The sequence below is a fragment of the Burkholderia sp. BCC0097 genome, assembly GCF_902832985.1.
GTDB lineage: Bacteria > Pseudomonadota > Gammaproteobacteria > Burkholderiales > Burkholderiaceae > Burkholderia > Burkholderia orbicola.
The window spans coordinates 687,642-704,837 of record NZ_CADFDM010000002.1 but is presented as its reverse complement, the minus strand read 5'-3'; the positions used below and the strand labels follow the sequence as shown (position 1 = coordinate 704,837).

The 17,196-nt window shown below is 70.7% G+C and carries 16 protein-coding genes; 13 read left to right on the top strand and 3 right to left on the bottom strand.

Annotated features, from left to right (window positions below):
• The first annotated feature begins 1 nt into the window (after nt 1).
• The gene (locus HWX07_RS08445; protein WP_175875951.1) at nt 2-1,780 is read left to right on the top strand and encodes a glycoside hydrolase family 15 protein; all 1,779 of its coding nucleotides are present in this window, start codon (nt 2-4) and stop codon (nt 1,778-1,780) included.
• A 32-nt stretch (nt 1,781-1,812) separates the two neighbouring features.
• On the opposite strand, the gene HWX07_RS08440 is transcribed toward HWX07_RS08445, so the two are convergent.
• Nucleotides 1,813-3,648, bottom strand: a complete 1,836-nt coding sequence (locus tag HWX07_RS08440; RefSeq protein WP_175875950.1) for a thiamine pyrophosphate-requiring protein — start codon at nt 3,646-3,648, stop codon at nt 1,813-1,815.
• Nucleotides 3,649-3,778: 130 nt separating this feature from the next.
• On the opposite strand from HWX07_RS08440, the gene HWX07_RS08435 reads away from it, so the two are divergent.
• The 9 genes from HWX07_RS08435 (at nt 3,779) to HWX07_RS08395 (ending at nt 11,333) form a co-directional block, all read left to right on the top strand.
• A complete protein-coding gene (locus HWX07_RS08435) occupies nt 3,779-4,879 on the top strand; it encodes an enolase C-terminal domain-like protein (protein ID WP_175875949.1) in 1,101 nt (366 codons plus the stop codon).
• Between the two features lie 19 nt (nt 4,880-4,898).
• Nucleotides 4,899-5,750: a hypothetical protein gene (locus HWX07_RS08430; RefSeq protein ID WP_175875948.1), complete on the top strand. Its 852-nt coding sequence runs from the start codon at nt 4,899-4,901 to the stop codon at nt 5,748-5,750.
• Nucleotides 5,747-6,412, top strand: coding sequence for a gluconate 2-dehydrogenase subunit 3 family protein (locus tag HWX07_RS08425; RefSeq protein ID WP_175875947.1), 666 nt, complete (start codon nt 5,747-5,749; stop codon nt 6,410-6,412). Before HWX07_RS08430 ends, HWX07_RS08425 begins: the two co-directional genes overlap by 4 nt.
• Nucleotides 6,399-8,069, top strand: a complete 1,671-nt coding sequence (locus HWX07_RS08420) for a GMC family oxidoreductase (RefSeq protein ID WP_175875946.1) — start codon at nt 6,399-6,401, stop codon at nt 8,067-8,069. Before HWX07_RS08425 ends, HWX07_RS08420 begins: the two co-directional genes overlap by 14 nt.
• 98 nt (nt 8,070-8,167) lie before the next feature.
• Nucleotides 8,168-8,551 carry a DUF305 domain-containing protein gene (locus HWX07_RS08415; RefSeq protein ID WP_175875945.1) on the top strand — a complete coding sequence of 128 codons (384 nt, stop codon included), beginning with the start codon at nt 8,168-8,170 and terminating at the stop codon, nt 8,549-8,551.
• A gap of 127 nt (nt 8,552-8,678) precedes the next feature.
• Complete coding sequence (locus HWX07_RS08410) at nt 8,679-9,419, top strand: FRG domain-containing protein (RefSeq protein WP_175875944.1); 741 nt, start codon at nt 8,679-8,681, stop codon at nt 9,417-9,419.
• Between the two features lie 157 nt (nt 9,420-9,576).
• Nucleotides 9,577-10,083 (top strand): low affinity iron permease family protein, encoded by a 507-nt coding sequence (locus HWX07_RS08405; RefSeq protein ID WP_175875943.1) that lies wholly within the window; start codon nt 9,577-9,579, stop codon nt 10,081-10,083.
• Nucleotides 10,084-10,257: 174 nt separating this feature from the next.
• Nucleotides 10,258-10,737 (top strand): BON domain-containing protein, encoded by a 480-nt coding sequence (locus tag HWX07_RS08400; protein WP_027806235.1) that lies wholly within the window; start codon nt 10,258-10,260, stop codon nt 10,735-10,737.
• 113 nt (nt 10,738-10,850) lie between these two features.
• Entirely contained in the window at nt 10,851-11,333 is a 483-nt protein-coding gene (locus tag HWX07_RS08395; protein WP_175875942.1) for a DUF1641 domain-containing protein, read from the top strand.
• Here the strand turns inward: HWX07_RS08395 and HWX07_RS08390 are convergent.
• Together HWX07_RS08390 and HWX07_RS08385 are read right to left on the bottom strand one after the other, a co-directional pair.
• Entirely contained in the window at nt 11,308-11,781 is a 474-nt protein-coding gene (locus HWX07_RS08390; RefSeq protein WP_175875941.1) for an NUDIX hydrolase, read from the bottom strand. The genes HWX07_RS08395 and HWX07_RS08390 overlap by 26 nt on opposite strands.
• A 193-nt stretch (nt 11,782-11,974) precedes the next feature.
• Nucleotides 11,975-12,172 carry a hypothetical protein gene (locus HWX07_RS08385; protein ID WP_175875940.1) on the bottom strand — a complete coding sequence of 66 codons (198 nt, stop codon included), beginning with the start codon at nt 12,170-12,172 and terminating at the stop codon, nt 11,975-11,977.
• Between the two features lie 158 nt (nt 12,173-12,330).
• Between HWX07_RS08385 and HWX07_RS08380 the strand changes: the two genes are divergently transcribed.
• The 3 genes from HWX07_RS08380 (at nt 12,331) to HWX07_RS08370 (ending at nt 17,130) form a co-directional block, all read left to right on the top strand.
• On the top strand, nt 12,331-13,767 hold the full coding sequence (locus HWX07_RS08380; RefSeq protein WP_175875939.1) for an HlyD family secretion protein: 1,437 nt from the start codon (nt 12,331-12,333) through the stop codon (nt 13,765-13,767).
• An 85-nt stretch (nt 13,768-13,852) separates the two neighbouring features.
• The gene (locus tag HWX07_RS08375; protein ID WP_175875938.1) at nt 13,853-15,445 is read left to right on the top strand and encodes a DHA2 family efflux MFS transporter permease subunit; all 1,593 of its coding nucleotides are present in this window, start codon (nt 13,853-13,855) and stop codon (nt 15,443-15,445) included.
• Nucleotides 15,446-15,447: 2 nt separating this feature from the next.
• Nucleotides 15,448-17,130, top strand: coding sequence for an efflux transporter outer membrane subunit (locus HWX07_RS08370; RefSeq protein ID WP_175875937.1), 1,683 nt, complete (start codon nt 15,448-15,450; stop codon nt 17,128-17,130).
• Nucleotides 17,131-17,196 lie beyond the last annotated feature (66 nt).

Sequence of the window (17,196 nt, the reverse complement as noted above, 5' to 3'; positions counted from 1 at the left end):
GATGCGGATCGAGGGTTACGCGCTCGTCGGCGACGGCCGCAGCGCCGCGCTCGTCGCGCGCGACGGCAGCATCGACTGGCTGTGCTGGCCGGACTTCGATTCGCCGCCGTGTTTCGCCGCGCTCGTCGGTACGCCGGACAACGGCCGGTTCCGGATCGCGCCGCGCGAACACGATGCCCGCACGACACGCCGCTATCTGCCGGGCACCGCGATTCTCGAAACGACGTTCGAAACGCCGTCGGGCCGCATCTCGATCACCGACTGGATGAGCTGGAACGCGGCGGATCCGTGCCTGATCCGCCGCGTGAGCGGCGAGCGCGGGACGGTCGACGTCGATATCGATCTCGGCGTGCGCTTCGACTACGGCAGCGCGCAGCCGTGGTGCCGGCATGTCGGCCGGCGCTGGACCATGATGACGGGCGGCGATGCGATGTGGCTCGACACCGATGCGCGGCTCGACGTGGAGGGCGACCGGCTCGTCGGCACGCGACGGATCGCGGCGGGCGAGCGGGTGGCGTTCTGCATCAGTTACGCGCGCTCGTTCGATCCGGCGCCCGCCGTGCCCGACGCACACGCGTCGTTGCACGACACGCAGGCATTCTGGCGCGCGTGGTCGGATTGCAACGCGGCGAAGGGCCCGCATCGCGACGCGATCGAGCGCGCGCTGATCACGGTGAAACTGCTGTCGAGCGTGCGCACGGGCGGCATCGTCGCGGCGCCGACCAGTTCGCTGCCCGAGCGCTTCGGCGGCAAGCGCAACTGGGACTACCGGTTCTGCTGGCTGCGCGATGCGAGCTTCACGCTGCGTGCGCTGGTGCGCTGCGGCTATCGCGACGAAGCCGCGCGCTGGCGCGACTGGCTCGTGCGCGCGATCGCCGATCACCCGTCGCAACTGCAGGTGCTGTATGTGGCCGACGGCGGCCGGCGCGCGGCCGAGTGGGAAGCCGCGCATCTGGCCGGCTACGAAGGCGCGCAGCCGGTGCGCTTCGGCAATGCGGCGGCCGACCAGTTGCAGCTCGACGTGTACGGCGAGGTGCTCGGCGCGCTGTACCAGGCGCGCCGGCACGGGCTGCCGCCCGACGACGACGCGTGGACGCTCGAGCGGAGGCTGCTCGAACATCTCGCGACGATCTGGCGCGAGCCGGACGAAGGCATCTGGGAGGTGCGCAGCGGCCGGCACCCGTTCACGTCGTCGAAGGTGATGGTATGGGCCGCGGTCGAAAGCGCGTACCGTTCCGCGCGCGCCTTCGGCCACCACGCGCCGCTCGACGTATGGCGGCGCTGGGCCGATGCGGTGCGTGCGGAGGTGCTCGAGCACGGCTATCACGCGCAGTTGGGCCGCTTCGTCGACCGCTTCGACGGCGACGGCATCGACGTCAGCCTGTTGCTGATTCCGTTGACGGGGATGCTCGATGCGTCCGACCCGCGCGTGGTCGCGACGGTCGCCGCGATCGAGCGCGAACTGATGGACGACGGCTTGCCGTTCCGCTATCGGCCGCCGCGTTTCGCGGACGGCTGCGAGGGCGACGAAGGCGCGTTTCTCCCGGCCGGCTTCTGGCTCGTGCAGGTGTACCGGATGCAGGGGCGCGACGACGACGCGCATGCGCTGTTCGAGCGGCTGCTCGGCCTGCGCAACGACCTCGGGCTGCTGTCCGAGGAATACGACGTGACGGCGCGGCGCCTGTGCGGGAATTTTCCGTTCACGCTCGCGCACGTCGGGCTCGTGAATGCGGGGCTCGCGCTGCAAGGCGGCGGGCGGGACGACGTCGACGTCGGCTAGGGCGCCGCGCAGCCGTCCCGCGCTTGCCTGGCCTACGATTCGCCTTTCCCTCCCTTGCCACGCTTGTCGCCATGTTCGCCGTTGCCCGGCAGCACGGCCGACAGCACCTGCCGCGCGGTCTCGACGATCACGTTGCCCTCGCGCGGGTCGCCTTTCATCAGCGTTTCGGCGAAATGCTTCGCCTGCTGCAGCGTCACGTGCGGCGGCAGCGGCGGCACCTCGGGGTCGCTCTTCACTTCGAGCACGACCGGCCGGTCGGACGCGAGCGCTTCTTCCCACGCGGCGCCGAGCTGTTCCGGATCGTCGACGTAGATGCCCTTGAGGCCGAGCAGCGTCGCGAAGCGGTAGTACGGCACGTTCGGGATCTGCTGCGACGCGTCGAACTTCGGGTCGCCCTCCATCACGCGCTGCTCCCACGTGACCTGGTTCAGGTCCTCGTTGTTCAGCACCATGCAGATCCAGCGCGGGTCGGGCCACTGGCGCCAGTATTTCGCGACGGTGATCAGCTCGGCCATGTTGTTCATCTGCATCGCGCCGTCGCCGACCATCGCGATCACCGGGCGCACCGGGTACGCGAACTTCGCGGCGATCGCGTAGGGCACCGCGGCGCCCATCGACGCGAGGCCGCCGGACAGCGAACCCATCATCCCGCGCCGCATCATCAGGTCGCGCGCATACCAGTTCGCACAGGAGCCCGAATCGCTCGTCAGGATCACGTCGTCGGGCAGGCGCGGCGACAGCTCGGTAAACGCGCGCTGCGGATTCACGCCGCGCCCCGCGCTGGCCTTCGCGGCCGCGCGGGCCGCGAGCGTGTCGTGCCAGTCATGGTTCCATTTCGCGATCCGGTCGCGCCACGCGGTATCGCGCCGCTCGTTCAGCAGCGGCAGCAGCGCGCGCAGCGTCTCGGCGCTGTCACCGACGAGGTTGACCTCCATCGGGTAGCGCAGGCTCAGCATGTCGGCCTTCAGGTCGATCTGCACGCCGCGCGCCTGACCTTCCTTCGGCAGGAATTCCGAATACGGAAAGCCTGAGCCGACGACCAGCAGCGTGTCGCATTCGGTCATCAGTTCGTAGCTCGGCTGGGTGCCGAGCAACCCGATCGAGCCGGTGACCCACGGCAGGTCGTCCGGCAGCGCGGCCTTGCCGAGCAGCGCTTTCGCGGCGCCGGCACCGAGCCGGTCGGCCACCGCGATGACTTCGTCGGTCGCCTTCAGCGCGCCGGCGCCCACCAGCATCGCGACTTTCGACCCCGCGTTGAGCACGTCGGCCGCGCGCCGCAGGTCGTCCGCATACGGCACGACTTTCGGCGCGGTATAGCCGACGCCCGAATGCACGGTGCCGTGCGCGCGCTTGGGCGGCGCGTAATCGAGCTCCTGCAGGTCGTTCGGCAGCACGAGCGCGGTGACCGCGCGCGCACCGAGCGCGGTGCGCACCGCGCGGTCCACCAGATGGCGCACCTGGCCGGGCACCGTTGCAAGCTGAACGAATGCGCCTGCAACGTCTTTGAAAAGCGCCGGAAGATCCACTTCCTGCTGATAGTGGCCGCCGAGCGCCGCGCGCGCCTGCTGGCCGACGATCGCGAGCACCGGCATGTGGTCGAGCCGCGCGTCGTAAAGGCCCGTCACGAGGTGCGCGGCGCCGGGGCCCGACGTCGCGACGCATACGCCCAGCTCGCCTGTAAATTTTGCATGCGCGGACGCCATGAAGGCCGCCATCTCCTCGTGGCGCGCCTGGATGAATTCGATCTTGCCGTCCGCGCGGTTCAGCGCGCCAAAAAAGCCGTTGATGCCGTCGCCCGGGTAGCCGTAGATGCGGCGCACGCCCCAGTCGTACAGCCGCTCGACGATGAAATCCGCCACTGTCGCCATGCCGTTTCTCCTTGGTTCGGGATGAGCCGATGCGAGGTTGCCGCGCAAGGCACGTGCCGCGCCGCGTGCGTCGGGCACAGCGGTTGCACGCGGCATCCGCACGCAAAAGCAAGCTGACCGGAGCGCAACGATGGCACTTTCCGCCGCGCCGGCGATCGACGACGTGCGCGCCCGCGCGTACCGCGTGCCGACCGACCGGCCCGAAGCCGACGGGACCTACGCATGGACCGCGACGACGGTCGTCGTCGTCGAGATCGACGCGGGGCCCGTGACGGGGCTCGGCTATACGTACACCGACGCGAGCGCCGTGCCGCTCATGGCGTCGCTGCTGGCCGGCGTGTTGCGCAACCGGCCGGTGGTGGATATCCCGGCCGCGGTCGATGCACTGTGGCGCGCGGTGCGCAACGTCGGCCGCAGCGGGGTCGCGGCGACCGCGATTTCGGCGCTCGATGTCGCGTTGTGGGACGCGAAGGCGAAACTCGCCGACGTGCCGCTCGCGCTGTTGCTGGGCCGTCTGCGTGACCGCGTGCCGGTGTACGGCAGCGGCGGCTTCACGACTTACGATGTGCCGACGCTCGCCGCGCAGCTCGACGGCTGGCGGGACGAACACGTACGCGCATGCAAGATCAAGATCGGCGCGGAGGATGTGCACGATCTGTCGCGCGTGCGCGCGGCGCGCGATGCACTCGGGCCCGGCGTCGATCTGTTCGTCGATGCGAACGGCGCGTATGCGCCGCGCACCGCGCTCGCCTTCGCGCAGGCCGCCGCCGATTGCGACATCCGCTGGTTCGAGGAGCCCGTCAGCAGCGACGACGTCGCCGGGCTGCGATTCGTGCGCGAGCACGTCGGTGCGGAAGTCGACATCGCCGCCGGCGAATACGCGTATACCCCCGACGATTTCCGGCGCTTGCTGGAAGGCCACGCAGTCGACGTGCTGCAGGCCGACGCGACGCGCTGCGGCGGCGTGAGCGGCTTTCTCGCGGCCGCGGCGCTGGCCGATGCGTATCACGTCGACCTGTCCGCCCATTGCGCGCCCGCGCTGCACCGGCACGTTGGATGCGCGGCGCCGCGCCTGCGTCACGTCGAATGGTTTCACGATCATGTCCGCATCGAGCGGATGCTGTTCGACGGTGCGCCGACGCTCGTCGACGGCGCACTGGAAATCGACGCGACGCGCGCCGGGCTCGGCCTCGAATTGCGCGCCGCCGACCTGCTGGATTTCGCGCGCTGAATCCCGACAAGGAGGAACGATGCGACACCCCCGACATCGCGCCGCCGAGCGTGACAGGTTGCTGGCCGACGCCGCGCGACTGTTGAACCGCAGCGCGTTGCTGCTGGCCGGCTCGGTGCTCGCCGACAGCGGCGTCGAGCACTATCGCGGCACCTTTCACAATCGCGCGATGCTCGCGCCGCTCGCGATGTCGACGCTGTCGGTGATCGCGAGCGTGCACGGTCACGCGGACGACACGCCCGCGCGCCATCGGCTGCGCGACGCGGTGCACGTCGCGTCGGCCGCGGTGGGCGTCGCCGGCTCGGCGTTCCACCTGTACAACGTGACGAAGCGGCCCGGTGGATTCAGTTGGCACAACCTGTTCTACGGCGCACCGCTCGGCGCGCCGTTCGCGCTGCTGCTGTCGGGCGCGCTGGGCGCGGCGGGCGAGCGGCTGCGCGAGAGCCCGGCCGACGCGCCGCGGCTCGCCGGACTGCCGGCGGGGCGCGCGCTGGCCGCACTGGTCACGGCGGGCCTAGTCGGCACGCTCGGCGAAGTCGGGCTGCTGCATTTTCGCGGCGCATTCCAGCATCGCGCGATGTTCGCGCCGGTCGTCGTGCCGCCGCTCGCCGCGCTGGCGACCGCGCAGCTCGCGCTGTCGCGCCCGCGCGCCGACCGACGCTTCTGTCGCGGATGGCTGCGCGCGACGGCCGTGCTCGGGTGCGTCGGCGTTGCCTTCCATGCGCGCGGCGTCGCGCGGCAGATGGGCGGCTGGCGCAACTGGTCGCAGAACCTGCTTTCGGGGCCGCCGCTGCCGGCGCCGCCGAGCTTCACCGCGCTCGCGATCGCGGGGCTCGCCGCGACCGCGCTCGCCGAACGGGAGGCGCCATGAGCGACGTGAACCGCAAGCCCGTCGCGCTGCCGCGCTACCCGGGCTACGACGTGCTCGCCAAGCGCGATACGCCGTCGTGGAACGATGCAACACGGCGCGCGATCGATGCGCGGCTGCGCGTCGCGGCCAATGCGCCGCGCTATCTGGATCCCGAACGATTCGCGACGCTCGGCGCGTTGTGCGCGCGCATCGTCCCGCAGCAGCCGGGCGGCGCTGGCGCGATTCCAACCGCGGCATTGGTCGACGCGCGGCTCGCGGCCGACGGCGGCGACGGCTATCGCGATGCACGCCTGCCGCCGCTGCGAGCTGCCTGGCAGACGGGGCTCGCCGCGCTCGACGCAATGGCGCGGCACGCGTATGGCTGCTCGTTCGCGACGCTCGGTGCACGCGATGCCGATGCGTTGCTGCAGGCGGTCCAGAAAGGCGACGTCGATCCGCGGGTAGCGCCGGCCTGGGCCGGCATGGACCCGCAGACGTTCTTCATGAAGCGCGTGCTGATGGATATCTGCGGCGCGTATTACGGCCATCCGTTCGCATGGAACGAGATCGGCTTCGGCGGCCCCGCGAGCCCGCGCGGCTACGTGCGGATGGACTTCAACCGCCGCGACCCGTGGGAAGCGGAAATGCGCGTGGAGGAGGGCGATCGCGATGGCCGCCGATGAACCGCTGTCCGCCCCGACGCCGCGCGGCCGCGACGGCCGTGCGCCCGATCCGTTGCGCGTCGGCGGCTGGTCGCCGATGCGGATGTTCCGCGACGACGACGCGGTCGACTTCGTGATTGTCGGCACCGGCGCCGGCGGCGGCACGCTCGCGTGCAAGCTCGCCGAATACGGTTTCTCGGTCGTCGCGCTCGATGCGGGCGCCTGGTGGCGGCCGCTCGAGGAATTCGCGTCGGACGAGACGCATCAGCACAAGCTGTTCTGGACCGACGAGCGGATCTGCGACGGCGCTGATCCGCTCACGCTCGGCACCAACAACAGCGGCCGGGCGATCGGCGGCAGCACCGTGCATTTCGCGATGGTGTCGCTGCGCTTCCGGCCCGAGTGGTTTCGCTCGCGTAGCGCGCTCGGCTACGGCGTCGACTGGCCGCTCGACTGGCGCGAGATGTGGCGCTACTACCGCGAGGTCGAACAGGCGTTGAAGATCAGCGGGCCGGTGAACTATCCGTGGGGCCCGCCGCGGCCGCGCTACCCGTATCGCGCACACGAACTGAATGCGGCCGCGCTCGTGCTCGCGCGCGGCGCGGAGGCCATGGGCATCGACTGGACGCCGACGCCGCTCGCGACGCTGTCCGCGCCGCGCGGCCGCGCGCATCCGTGCGTGTATCGCGGCTTCTGCATCGCCGGCTGCGCGACCAACGCGAAGCAGAGCGCGCTCGTCACGTGGATACCGCGCGCGGTCGCGGCCGGCGCCGAAGTGCGCGATCTCGCGATGGCGCTGCGGATCGACGCCGAAGGCGATCGCGTGACCGGCGTGCACTACCGGCGCGATGGCCGCACCCGGTTCCAGCGCGCGCGCAACGTCGTCGTCGCCGGTTATGCGATCGAGACGCCGCGCCTGTTGCTGCTGTCCGCGAACGGGCGGCATCCGCAGGGGCTCGCGAACAGCTCGGGCCTCGTCGGCCGCTACCTGATGGCGCAGCTCAACCAGGCATCGTGGGGGACGATGGACGACGAAGTGCGCTGGTACAAGGGGCCGCCGTCGCTGTCGATCACCGAGCACTGGAACTACGCGGACGAAGGCAAGGATTTCTTCGGCGGCTATTGCTGGATGAGCCAGGGGCCGCTGCCGATCGAATGGGCGCGCAAGGTCGCCGCGCGCGGGCTGTGGGGGGATGCGCTCAAGCGCGAGATGGCGCGCTACAACTTCCAGGCCGGCCTGAAGATCGTCGGCGAGACGCTGCCGTGCGCGGACAACCGCGTGACGCTCGCCGACGAGCGCGACGCGTTCGGGCTACCGGTCGCGCGCGTCACCTATTCGTACGACGACAACGACCGCCGGATGATCCGCCATGCGCTCGCGCAGATGGCGCGTTCGCTGGAAGCGGCCGGCGCGCGCGACATCTGGCACGAGGAAGACGACACGTGCCATCTCGCCGGCACCGCGCGGATGGGCGACGACCCGGCGACGAGCGTCGTCGATGCGGACTGCCGCAGCTGGGACATCCCGAACCTGTGGGTGTGCGACGGCTCGGTGTTTCCGACGGTGGGCGGCGTGAATCCGTCGCTGACGATCCAGGCGATCGCGTGCCGTACCGCCGACCGCATCCGCGCGCTGGCGGCACGCGGCGACGCGCATGCGCGTGCGCGATGGCGGTGAATCGCGCGGCGCGGCCCCGCCAACGGCCGGTACGACGTGTGCGTGCGAGAGAGGGCGCCGTACGCGAACCGTTCAATCTCTTGTCGAGGAGTCGTCTCATGCCTGGATTCAACCGTTCATTCATACGCCGTTCCGCCGCCTGCGCACTGCTGGCCGCGTGCGCGTCGGCGCTGCCCGCGGCCGGGCAGTTGCGCCCGTCCAATCCCGCCAGCGTGCCCGACACGTCCACGCAGGCGTTCAAGCGAGCGGACCGAAAAATGATGGAAGCGATGGAGAGCGCGCCGTACACCGGCGATGCCGATCGCGATTTCGTCTCACACATGGCGCCGCATCACCAGGGCGCGATCGACATGGCGCAGGTCGAGCTCAAATACGGCAAGGACCCGACGCTGCGGCAGCTCGCGAGCCGGATCGTCGCCGCGCAGCGCGACGAGATCGCGCTGATGGAGCGCTGGCAGAAGGAGCACGGCAAGACGCCGTGAACCGCGATGCGAGACGGCGACAGGCAGCCGGCTGTATCGATGGTTCTGCATCCGACAAGCGGCGATACCGGACACGTGCCGATGCGGTGGCCGTGCGTCCTGTCGGCCGCGAAAGGAGGCGCGATGCATGGACGGTAAGCACGAGGCGGCGGGCCGCTCGGTCGACAGCGTGGCCGACTACATGGCCGCGATCGGCGCGCAGCGGCAGACGATGGCGCTGCGGCTCTTTCGCGGCCAGTGCAACGCCGGCTGGCCGCTCGTGCCCGGCATCGCGCGGCAGCGCGCGTCGCCCGACGTGGAAGCGCGGATGCTCGACGAATTCACGCGGCGCGCGCTGCCGCATCTGGAGCCCGGGCAGAACCTCGATGCATGCGACTGGCTCGCGCTCGCGCAGCAGCACGGGATGCGCACGCGCCTGCTCGACTGGTCGGGCAACGCGCTCGCCGCGCTGTGGTTCGCGGTCCGGCGCGCGGGCGAAGCGGGCGGAGACGGCGTGGTGTGGTGCCTGTCGCACGACGCCGACGACATCGCGACCGCCGCCGAACGGCGCGCGCCGCTGCGGGTCACGCGCACCAAGGTATTCCGGCCGCGCCACGTGATGCCGAGGATCACCGCGCAGGACGGCTGGTTCACGATTCACTGCTACGACGCCGGCGCCGAGCGCTTCGTGCCGCTCGACGAGCATGCGGACCTCGCCGGCCGCCTGATGCGTATCGTCGTGCCGGGTGCCCGGTTCGCGACGATCCGGCGGGAGCTGGCCGGTGTCGGCGTGAGTATCGCGACGATCTTCCCGGATCTCGACGGCATCGCGCAATTGACCGACGCGCGCTATTTCCCGGACGACGAGGACACGCACGCGCCGCGGTAAAGCCCACACGGGCTGCGGGCCGGGCACGCGCGATGCTTGTCTCGACGGCGCGTACACGGGACCGAACCCCAAACGCCCGGCTTGCGACCGGTTCGCGGCAGGCGACGCGGCGGCTCCTGCGCGCGATTCAAACAGAACATCGAATCCGGAGGCTTTCATGCGCGAACCCAACGTACCACCGAGCGACCGGCGCGACACGGCGTGCGGGCCCGGCGCCGGTTCCCGGCCGGCCGGGAACGCCGTCACCCGCACGTTCGAACGTTTTGCGTCGAGCGTGACCACGTGGGCCGGCTCGCCGGTGGCGTTCGGCAGCGCGGTCGCGATCACCGTGCTGTGGCTCGTGAGCGGGCCGCTGTTTCATTACTCCGACGCGTGGCAACTCGTCATCAATACCGGCACCACGATCATCACGTTCCTGATGGTGTTCCTGCTGCAGCGCAACCAGAACCGCGACAGCGTGGCGTTGCACCTGAAGCTCGACGAGCTGCTCGCGGTCACGCGCGCGGCGAGCGACCGGCTGATCGGGATCGAGGATGCGTCGGAGGAGGAGTTGCGCGCGTTGGCGCAGACCTATGTCGAAATGGCGCAGCGCGCGGCCGAGCGCGGCGAGGACGAGCCGGGCGGGAGGCGCGCGGAAACGGCCGACACGCCCCCCGAATCGTGATCGTCGGATCTTCCGATCGAGCGATGCGCGGCCCGATGATTTTTCAAACGCTTGTCGTTTCTGTCGGCACGCCGTGGCGCGATGGCTTGCATGCGCCGCTCGCAGCGGGGGAACGGCACGTGCTGCATGCCGAAACGAAGCCCGGTCGTTCCGGGTATTGCCCACGGTGCCTCCATGAACTCCAGAACTCCTTCGAATCCGTTGTTGAATCTTGCGGTGGCCGTCGCTTGCGGGGCGGCCGCGATGTACTTCCTCGATCCGGCGTCCGGCCGGCGCCGACGCGCTTATCTGCGCGACAAGGCGGTTGCGGGCCGGCACGACGTGGCCGATTATGCGAATACGCAGGTGAAGCGGGCGGCCGACCATGCGCGCGGCGCGATCGCCGGCCTGCGGGCGGACTGGCTCGCGGGCGATGCGAGCGACGTGCAGGTGGCCGAGCGCGTGCGTGCGGCGCTCGGCCGGCTCGTCGCACGCCCGCGCGACATCGACGTGAGCGTCGAGCGCGGCAACGTGTGCCTGACCGGACAGGTCGAGGAAGCCGAACGTCAGGCGCTGATCGACGGCGTTGCCGCGCTGCATGGCGTGCATCACGTCGAGGACGCGATGGGCGCGCGCAGCGAATACAAGGCGTCGCCCGACGGGCATTCGCACTGACGCGGCCGCGGCTGCCCGCACCGGCGGGGGCCGGCGAACGAGTACGACACGCATTCGGCGCACGCACGGCTGCCGGCACGACGGCAGCCTGGCGCCCCAACCGGAGCAAGCCCATGAACGAACGCCAGCCCCCCGACACGACGCCTCCGCATCCGGAGCCCGGCGCGCACGACGCGCTCGAACACCTGCTCGGCAGCCTGCATCGGCACGGCTTCCTGCGCTTCGCGAACGAGGTCGTCAGCGCCAACGCGCGGCTGGCCGATACGTTTGTCGACGCGCTCGACAAGCCCGGCATGCAGAGCGGCATGGAGAATCTCGCGGTGCTCGTGACGGCGCTGTCGCGCATTCCGCCGGAGCAGTTCAGCCGTGCCGCATTCGCGGCGGCCGACGCGCTGCATCACGTCGGCTCGTGGCAGCCGTCGCAGCACGAGCATGTCGCGCCCGGCGTGCGCGGTGTCTACCGGCTGCTGCACGACGAGGCGCTGTGGGACGCGTTGGCGCCGCTGCTCGACGGGCTGAAGGTCTTCGCGCAAGGGCTCGCTCGCGATCCGCGGCCGCCGGTCGCAGGGCTCAACGAGACGACGAAAGACGCGTGAGCACGCGCGGTTGCAGGTCGCTCGCCACGCACAGGCCCGCGAACTGACGGATGATGCGCTGCGTCGGCGCGCTTGCCGGCCAGTGTGATACCGCGTCGATACCGACCCAGCGGCACAGCGCGATTTCCCGGCCCGGGCACGCGTGCGCGCCGCGCGGCAGGCTCGCGACGAAGACGTGATGGCGTTTCACGCTGCCGTCCACGTGGAAGAAATAAGCGAGTTCGAGATCGGCGAGCCCCGTTTCCTCCCGAAGTTCGCGATGCGCGGCGTCGAGCGCCGATTCGCCGCGCCGAATCACGCCGCCCGGCAACGTCCAGCGCGACGCCCGCCCGCGCGCGACCAGCAGCACGCGCTGGTTGCGATGGCAGATGATCGTCGCGCGTTCCTTCGCCAGTGGCGCCAGCGGCACCGCGCGAACAGGGAAATCGGCCGGGTCGGGTAGCATCATGCAAGGCAGGCAACGGGTGATTGAAAGATCCGGGGCCTTGTGCAGCAACGTGCATGCCCGCTTCGCCGCCGCACCGGCCGGCATGCGAACGTTTCAGGGCCGCTGCCTGATCGCGGGCCGCGATTTTTCAACGGCTTGTCATTTCTGCCGCCGGCCATCGAGGGCGGATGGGCGGTGCGGCGCGACGCGTGGACTATCGCGAGCCGTCCGTTTCGTCGGGCCGATGCGGCGGCGTCCCGCTTCCCGGCCCGGTCGGCTTGCCTTCGGCGGGGTCGTGGGCGCTGCGCGGCGGCGGCGTGCCCGTGCCCCGGCGCTTGCCTTCGGGGCCGGGCGTGCTGTCGCCGCGATCTTCGCCGCGTGTGTCGGTGTCCAGTGAGGTCGAGCGTGTCATGGTTCGCGAGTCCTGTCGGGGCGGTCGTAATGCACGCGTCGCGCATCGCGCATGCCGTGATCGGACGAAGCAGGTGGCCGGGCCCGCCGTTTGCTTGATCGCGCGCTTGAGGTCGGCGCGAGCAATGTCGCCCGCGCCGCCGCCTGGAGCCCCGTTTCATGCCCGATGCGATCCTGTGCCCGTTGTCCGTTCGTGAGCGATGGTGCGTCGCGGTCCGGCGCGCGTTGACGCCCGGACGGCGCGGCACCGGCGCGCCGGACGCGTACGCGCCGGCGGTGGCCGGTGTCGCCCGGTCGACGCCGATGAGGCCGATGAGGCCGATAACACCGATGCGCGCGCCTTGGCCGGCGTTAGCGCCTGCGTTCGAGCGCGGGTCCACCGCCATCGCCCGTGCAGGCGACGGCCACTCCGGCGGCGGCTCGGGCGCAGCGCCAGGCCGCAACGGCGAGCACCCGACCGATGCGCCGGGCGGCGGTGGCGGCGACGACCATCCGCACGACGATCGCGGCGGCCGCACCGGCGGCGACGGGAATGGCAACGACGGCGACGGCGAACGCAAGCGGCCCGGCAAGAAACCGCTGATCATCCTCGGCGCGGTGGTGTTCGTGCTGCTCATCGGCGGGCTCGTGTGGTGGTTCGCGACGCGCAACCAGGAAAGCACCGACGATGCGTATACCGACGGCAACGCGATCGCGGTCGCGCCGCACGTGTCCGGCTACGTGACGCGCCTGGCGGTCGACGACAACACCTTCGTGCGGCGCGGCGACGTGCTCGTCGAGATCGATCCGCGCGACTACCGCGCGCAGGTCGACGCGGCGCAGGCCCAGCTCGGTCTCGCGCAGGCGCAGCTCGATGCGGCGCGCGTGCAGCTCGATATCGCGCGCGTGCAGTATCCGGCCCAGTACCGGCAGGCGCGCGCGCAGATCGAATCGGCGGAAGCCGCGTACCGGCAGGCGCTCGCCGCGCAGTCCCGCCAGCGGGCGGTCGATGCGCGCGCAACCTCGCAGCAGGCGATCGACGCGGCCGATGCGCAGCGCGCGACCGCCGACGCGAACGTCGCGATGGCCCAGGCGCAGGCGCGCACCGCGAGCCTCGTGCCGCAGCAGATCCGGCAGGCCGAGACGGCCGTCGAGGAACGCCGCCAGCAGGTGCTGCAGGCGCGCGCGCAGCTCGAGACGGCCAACCTGAACCTGTCGTACTGCGAGATGCGCGCGCCGTCCGACGGCTGGGTCACGCGGCGCAACGTGCAACTGGGCTCGTTCCTGCAACCGGGCACGTCGATCTTCTCGATCGTCACGCCGCGCGTGTGGGTCACCGCGAATTTCAAGGAGTCGCAGCTCGAGCGGATGCGCATCGGCGACCGTGTCGACGTGTCGGTCGACGCGTATCCCGATCTCGACCTGCACGGTCACGTCGACAGCATCCAGCTCGGCAGCGGCTCGCGCTTCTCCGCATTTCCGACCGAGAACGCGACCGGCAACTTCGTGAAGATCGTGCAGCGCGTGCCGGTGAAGATCGTGCTCGACGGCCCGCTGCCGACCCGTCCACCGCTCGGTCTCGGCCTGTCGGCCGTGCCGACCGTCCACCTGAAATGACCGGCCGCCGCGCCGCGGCCGGTGTCGACCGGAGCGATCCGATGCCCGATACCCGCATGCCGTTCCCGTTTCGCGAGGCCCGCCGATGAACCGGCCGCCTGAGCGCAGCGGCGCGTCCGGCGGCACCTGGCGACCCGCCGCGAACCTGTGGCTCATCGCGATCGTCGTCACGCTCGCCGCATTCATGGAAGTGCTCGACACGACGATCGTCAACGTCGCGCTGCCGCACATCGCCGGCACGATGTCGGCGAGCTACGACGAGGCGACCTGGACGCTCACCTCGTACCTCGTCGCGAACGGCATCGTGCTGCCGATTTCGGGGTTCCTCGGGCGCCTGCTCGGCCGCAAGCGCTACTTCCTGCTGTGCATCGCCGCGTTTACCGTGTGCTCGTTCCTGTGCGGCGTCGCGACCAACCTCGGCGAACTGATCGTGTTCCGCGTGCTGCAAGGGCTGTTCGGCGGCGGGCTGCAGCCGAACCAGCAGTCGATCATCCTCGATACGTTTCCGCCCGAGCAGCGCAATCGCGCGTTCTCGATTTCGGCGATCGCGATCGTCGTCGCGCCGGTGCTCGGGCCGACGCTCGGCGGCTGGATCACCGACCATTTCTCGTGGCGCTGGGTGTTCCTGCTCAACGTGCCGATCGGCGCGCTGACCGTGCTCGCGGTGATGCAGCTCGTCGAGGATCCGCCGTGGCGGCGCGACGCCGAGCGCGGGATCTCGATCGACTACATCGGCATCGGGCTGATCGCGATCGGGCTCGGCTGCCTGCAGGTGATGCTCGATCGCGGCGAGGACGAGGACTGGTTCGGCTCGAACTTCATCCGCGTCTTTGCCGTGCTGTCCGTGCTCGGGCTGGTCGGCGCGACGCTGTGGCTGCTGCGTACGAAGAAACCGGTGGTCGACCTGTCGTGCCTGCGCGACCGCAATTTCGCGCTCGGCTGCGTGACGATCGCGACGTTCGCGGCCGTGCTGTACGGCAGCGCGGTGATCGTGCCGCAGCTCGCGCAGCAGCGTCTCGGCTACACGGCGACGCTCGCGGGGCTCGTGCTGTCGCCCGGCGCGCTGCTGATCACGCTCGAGATTCCGCTCGTGAGCCGGCTGATGCCGCACGTGCAGACGCGCTATCTGGTCGGATTCGGCTTCGTGCTGCTGTGCGGCTCGCTGATCTATTCGCGCACGCTGGTGCCCGACATCGACTACACGCACCTGATGATGATCCGGTGCGCGCAGTCGCTCGCGATCGGCTTCATGTTCGTGCCGATCACGACGCTTGCGTACCTGACCGTGCCGCAGCGGCTCAACGACGACGCGTCCGCGCTGTTCACGATGTTCCGCAACGTCGCGGGCTCGATCGGCATCTCGGTGTCGACCGCGCTGATCCGCGAGCGCACGCAGGCGCGCATGGCACATCTGTCCACGCACATGTCGACGCTGTCGCAGAACTTCCAGGACGCGTTGCAGGAGAATGCGCGCGCGATCGGCGCGCTGACGGGCGCGCAGCCGTCGGCCGCGCTGCAGACGGCGAGCGGGCGGCTGTACCAGACCTTCATCGAACAGGCGACGATCCTCGCGTATATCGACGTGTTCGCGATCCTCGCGGTGTTCTGCGCGTTCAGCATTCCGCTGACGTTCCTGTTCTCGCCGGCGAAGGCCGCGGGCGGCGCGGGAGGACATTGACGATGACGATGCATCGACGCGGCCGTCGCCGACATTCGCTACCCGCACGCGGGATCGCCGCGATGCTCGCCGCCTGCGCGGTGCTCGCGGGCTGTACCGTCGGGCCGGATTTCAAGCCGCCGCAGGCGGACGCGCCGGCCAACTGGCATGACTTGCAGGCCGCGGGCGCGGCATCGCCGGCATCGGGCGCATCCGCGGCATCGGCTGCATCGGCTGCATCGGCCCCCGGCGCGCATGCGCCGTCGTCGCCGGTGACGAGCGCCGATCCCGATCCGCGCTGGTGGCGCGCGTTCGGCGATCCGCTGCTCGACCAGCTCGTCGAGCGTGCCGCGCATGACAACCTCGACGTGCAGGCCGCCGTGCTGCGCATCGCCGAGGCGCGCGCGCAGGTCCGCGCGGCTGCCGCGCAGGGTTTGCCGGACGTGCGGGCGACCGCGAGCTACCAGCGCGAGCAGCTCGGCCTGAAAGGTATTGTCGAGGAGCAGGGCATCGACCAGCGAATCGATCGCCTCGGCGCGCCGGGCTCGCCGCTCGACCGGTTCGGGCCGGGTACCGGCGCGAGCGTGCAGCAAGGCGCGCGTGGCGCGCTCGATGCGCTCGAAGCGCCGGTCAACCTGTGGCAGGCCGGGTTCGACGCATCGTGGGAGCTGGACCTGTTCGGCCGGGTGCGCCGCTCGGTCGAAGCGGCCGGCGCGCAGACGAGCGCGGCGATCGCCAGCCGCGACGATGCGTTGCTGTCGCTGGAGGCCGAAGTCGCGCAGACCTATCTGCAACTGCGCGGCGCGCAAGCGCAGCGCGCGCTGGCCGACGATCTGCAACGCGCGCAGCGGGAACTGCTCGATCTGACGCGCGAGCAGGCCGCGCACGGCCTCGCGAGCGATCTCGACGTGCGCAGCGCCGAAGCCCGGCTCGCGCAGATCCATGCGCAACTGCCGCAGTTCGACCAGCAGATCGTGCTGCTGCGCAACGGCCTCGCGTATCTGGTGGGCGGTGCGCCAGGCGCGCTCGACGACTGGCTCGACGCGCCGCGCGCATTGCCGGACGTGCCGCCGACCGTGCCCGTCGGCCTGCCGTCGACGCTCGCGCGCCGGCGGCCCGACATCCGCCGCGCGGAGGCCGAATTGCATGCGGCTACCGCCGACGTCGGCGTCGCGGTCGCGCAGTTCTATCCGGACATCTCGTTGACGGGGCAAGTCGGGCTGCGTGCGTCGCACGTGCGCGAACTCGCGCACTGGTCGCACCTGTTCTATTCGTTCGGGCCGGCCATCTCGCTGCCGATCTTCTCCGGCGGGCAGCTCGTGTCGAACCTGCGGCTGTCGCAGGCGCGCCAGGCGGAAGCGGCGCTCGCCTACCGGCAAGCCGTGCTCCTGGCGCTGCGCGACGTCGACAATGCGCTGGCCGTGTACCGCACCGACCAGGCGCGCGCGGCCGCGCTCGACGACGCGGTGAAGGCCGAACAGGGCGCGCTGGATCTCGCGCGCGATCGCTACCGGAAAGGGTTGTCGCCGTTCCTCGACGTGCTGGATGCCGAGCGGCAATGGTCGGAGGGCCGGCAGCAGGCCGAGCAGGGCGCGTTGCAGACGACCACCGATCTCGTCGCGCTGTACAAGGCGCTCGGCGGCGGATGGCAGGCCGGCCCGGGCACGAATTCGAATGCGGATGCCGATGCGACGCGCACGCAGTAGCCGCAAGCGCGCGCCGAATTTCGCGGGCCGCGCTCGCGCAACGCCGTTCGCCGGCCCCTGCGCGGC

Coding starts and splice junctions, on each gene's coding strand:
- HWX07_RS08440 (WP_175875950.1), bottom strand. CDS start 3,648: ATGGCGACAGTGGCGGATTTCATCGTCGAGCGGCTGTACGACTGGGGC.
- HWX07_RS08420 (WP_175875946.1), top strand. CDS start 6,399: ATGGCCGCCGATGAACCGCTGTCCGCCCCGACGCCGCGCGGCCGCGAC.
- HWX07_RS08385 (WP_175875940.1), bottom strand. CDS start 12,172: ATGACACGCTCGACCTCACTGGACACCGACACACGCGGCGAAGATCGC.
- HWX07_RS08430 (WP_175875948.1), top strand. CDS start 4,899: ATGCGACACCCCCGACATCGCGCCGCCGAGCGTGACAGGTTGCTGGCC.
- HWX07_RS08370 (WP_175875937.1), top strand. CDS start 15,448: ATGACGATGCATCGACGCGGCCGTCGCCGACATTCGCTACCCGCACGC.
- HWX07_RS08405 (WP_175875943.1), top strand. CDS start 9,577: ATGCGCGAACCCAACGTACCACCGAGCGACCGGCGCGACACGGCGTGC.
- HWX07_RS08375 (WP_175875938.1), top strand. CDS start 13,853: ATGAACCGGCCGCCTGAGCGCAGCGGCGCGTCCGGCGGCACCTGGCGA.
- HWX07_RS08390 (WP_175875941.1), bottom strand. CDS start 11,781: ATGATGCTACCCGACCCGGCCGATTTCCCTGTTCGCGCGGTGCCGCTG.
- HWX07_RS08415 (WP_175875945.1), top strand. CDS start 8,168: ATGCCTGGATTCAACCGTTCATTCATACGCCGTTCCGCCGCCTGCGCA.
- HWX07_RS08425 (WP_175875947.1), top strand. CDS start 5,747: ATGAGCGACGTGAACCGCAAGCCCGTCGCGCTGCCGCGCTACCCGGGC.
- HWX07_RS08400 (WP_027806235.1), top strand. CDS start 10,258: ATGAACTCCAGAACTCCTTCGAATCCGTTGTTGAATCTTGCGGTGGCC.
- HWX07_RS08380 (WP_175875939.1), top strand. CDS start 12,331: ATGCCCGATGCGATCCTGTGCCCGTTGTCCGTTCGTGAGCGATGGTGC.
- HWX07_RS08435 (WP_175875949.1), top strand. CDS start 3,779: ATGGCACTTTCCGCCGCGCCGGCGATCGACGACGTGCGCGCCCGCGCG.
- HWX07_RS08410 (WP_175875944.1), top strand. CDS start 8,679: ATGGACGGTAAGCACGAGGCGGCGGGCCGCTCGGTCGACAGCGTGGCC.
- HWX07_RS08445 (WP_175875951.1), top strand. CDS start 2: ATGCGGATCGAGGGTTACGCGCTCGTCGGCGACGGCCGCAGCGCCGCG.
- HWX07_RS08395 (WP_175875942.1), top strand. CDS start 10,851: ATGAACGAACGCCAGCCCCCCGACACGACGCCTCCGCATCCGGAGCCC.